Source organism: uncultured Succinatimonas sp. (assembly GCF_905203285.1).
Lineage (GTDB): Bacteria > Pseudomonadota > Gammaproteobacteria > Enterobacterales > Succinivibrionaceae > Succinatimonas.
In genome coordinates this window covers 1-2,694 of the sequence record NZ_CAJKVK010000139.1, presented here as the reverse complement: position 1 = coordinate 2,694, position 2,694 = coordinate 1, and the positions used below count along the sequence as shown (strand labels likewise).

Here is a 2,694-nt window from a genome sequence, read left to right as displayed (position 1 = left end):
ACAATAAGTTAAATAAATTTCTCTTTTATTTTTATCTAGAACAGCAGAGTTTGGGTTTAGTTGTAAAAGCACTTTTGAATTTTAATGATTTGAAGGTGCTTTTCTTTTTTCAGGGAATTTTTCGCGCAATTTTAGGGCAGTACTTTTCTTTTACTTGAAAATCTTAAACAGAGTCACTAATTAATAACTATAAGTAGCTGTTTCTCTTAGTAAGGATTTTTTATGAAAATCGCCGTGTTGGGTGCTGATACCGAGCTTGGCAGACGCATCGTAAATGCCGCGGAAGCTGCGGGAATTCAGGTAGTGTCCGTAGTAGAAAATTTTACGTCATCAATCGGCAACGGACCTTTGATAATAAAAGAAGTGCGTGAACTTAATATAAATGATTTTGCTAAATGTCACGCTGTTATTGATACTTTGTCTTTTCCGCGTATTGAATCTTACGGAATTGATAATCTTCCTTTTTGGCACGTGCGCGATCTGATTAAGAATTCTTCAATAAAACTTATTGCTATCGGATCTTCTGCCTTTTTATATACCGATAAAAAGCGTGATACTTTTGTTCGTGATATGGACGGGATCCATTTTGATGATAATGAGAATCGGCATAATTTGGCGGTTGAGGCTTTTTTAAAAATTAGAAATATACAAGATATTGATTGGACTTTATTGTGTCCTCCTTTAGTTCTTGATTTAAAAGCTTACGGAACGGGAAAATTTGAACTTGGCAACGATATTCTGCCGATGGATATTTCAGGTTCAAGCTATATTTCGTTATGTGATTTTTGTAAAGCGTTAGTCGAGCTTTTAAAAGTAGGCGGTTATTGCTGTAAATGTGTTGGGGTAAGAAGTCTTTAACTTAAACTTTGTGTACAAAATAAGAACCTCCGTTCATGCGAAAGGAGGTTCCGGTTCTTTTATTATATGTGCAGCAGTTTACTGTTCTTGTGTAACTTTCTTATAGTGATCGTGAATACTTTCACGCTTTGAGTTATGCAGATGCAGATAAGTAAGAGAGACTACCATAACGACAATAGCGCTGCCGAGACTTAAAGGCAGGGATAAGGTAAGACCTGCGATTACGTAGCCGATAAATGCTGAAATCGCTGTGATGCAGGCATACGGTAATTGAGTAGAGACGTGCTCAATGTGTACGCAGCCTGAGCCGGCGCTTGACAAAATTGTCGTATCGGATATCGGAGAACAGTGATCACCGAAGACTGAACCTGCTAATGTGGCGGACAATGCGATGATGGTAAGTTCTCCTGACGGAGCAATAGCTTGAGCTACGGTAACAACGATAGGAATTAAAATACCGAAAGTTCCCCAAGCGGTACCGGTGGAGAATGACAGGAAGCTGGCGATTGCGAAAATAATAGCAGGCATGAGATTACCGGCAAGCCCTGCATCGTTTTGTACTAAAGAGCCGATAAATACCTGGGTTTCAAGAAGGTCACGGCAAATACCGGAAATCGCCCAAGCAAGAACCAAGATCATGTTTGCCGGAATCATGGCCTGAACGCCTTTGATAACGCCCTGCATGAAAGTCTTTAAGGTTAAAAGACGGCGGCCGACGAATTGAATGAAAGCAACCAGCAAAGCGGCAAAAGAAGCAATTACCAAAGCTGGTCCCGCTGAGGTGTTGCCGAAAGCTGCGGCTATTGTATGGTAAGCGGGATCTTCTCCCCAATATCCGCCGCAATACAGTAAGGACAAAGTTGCAAAAACAATGAGAGCAAGGATGGGAACGACCATATCAAGTACGGTTCCTTGTGCATGGATGGTCGGTGCGTCATCATCGGTTTTTTCGTTGTTGTTAGAACTTTCTCCATTGATTGCGGCAATTTCTGAGCGGCGCATCGGACCGAAATCGAAATTACCGACACTTACCATGATAACCATGATGATGCATAACAAGGCATAGAAGTTCCATGGAATGGTTGAGACGAAGGCTTCCATTTCGCTTTCAAAAGCACCGGTGCTCTTTAGGTTTGAACCGACGGCTGCAGCCCAGGATGAAATCGGAGCAATAATGCAGATAGGAGCTGCGGTAGCGTCAATGATATATGCGAGCTTGGCGCGAGAAATACGATAAGTATCGGTGATGGGGCGCATTACGGTACCGACGGTAAGACAATTGAAATAATCGTCAATAAAAATGAAAGCGCCTAAAGCAGAAGTGGAAAGTAGAGCTGATCTTCTGCCTTTAATTTTTTTAGCTGCCCATTTTCCGTAGGCACGAGAACCTCCGGCCATGGAGATCACATATACGAGGGCACCTAACAGCGAGCAGAAGAGGATGATATTGAAATCAACTTTATCAACCATGATTTTGAAAGTATTTTCTACAGTACTTACAATAACCATGTCGCTTCCGCTGCCGATGGTATAAATCAAGCTTCCTGTAAGGATGCCAAGCAGCAAAGATGAGAAAACTTCCTTAGTAATCAAAGCCAAAACTACGGCGATGATCGGCGGAAGTATAGATAACGCACCTGCGTAGTAAGGTTCCATAACCTCTCCGAATAGTGTAGATTAATCTTTTTGCACTAATTTAGTGCATTATAGGCACATAAGTGGTCGCAATTATAGCACAAGCACTGAAATAAACAGCATAGAGCACATCTTTTGGGCAAAAAAAGAGGGTGACTAAATAGTCATTCCCGATAACTTGAAAGAAGGAAGGGCAGTTTC

The 2,694-nt window shown here is 41.6% G+C and carries 2 protein-coding genes; one reads left to right on the top strand and one right to left on the bottom strand.

What is annotated here, in order from left to right; genetic code table 11:
* Window positions 1-222 precede the first annotated feature (222 nt).
* Entirely contained in the window at window positions 223-858 is a 636-nt protein-coding gene (locus QZ019_RS09620) for a hypothetical protein (RefSeq protein ID WP_295484593.1), read from the top strand.
* Window positions 859-936: 78 nt separating this feature from the next.
* Here the strand turns inward: QZ019_RS09620 and QZ019_RS09615 are convergent, their stop codons facing one another.
* Complete coding sequence (locus QZ019_RS09615) at window positions 937-2,514, bottom strand: Na+/H+ antiporter NhaC family protein (RefSeq protein WP_295484591.1); 1,578 nt, start codon at window positions 2,512-2,514, stop codon at window positions 937-939.
* Window positions 2,515-2,694 lie beyond the last annotated feature (180 nt).

Coding starts and splice junctions, on each gene's coding strand:
- QZ019_RS09620 (WP_295484593.1), top strand. CDS start 223: ATGAAAATCGCCGTGTTGGGTGCTGATACCGAGCTTGGCAGACGCATC.
- QZ019_RS09615 (WP_295484591.1), bottom strand. CDS start 2,514: ATGGAACCTTACTACGCAGGTGCGTTATCTATACTTCCGCCGATCATC.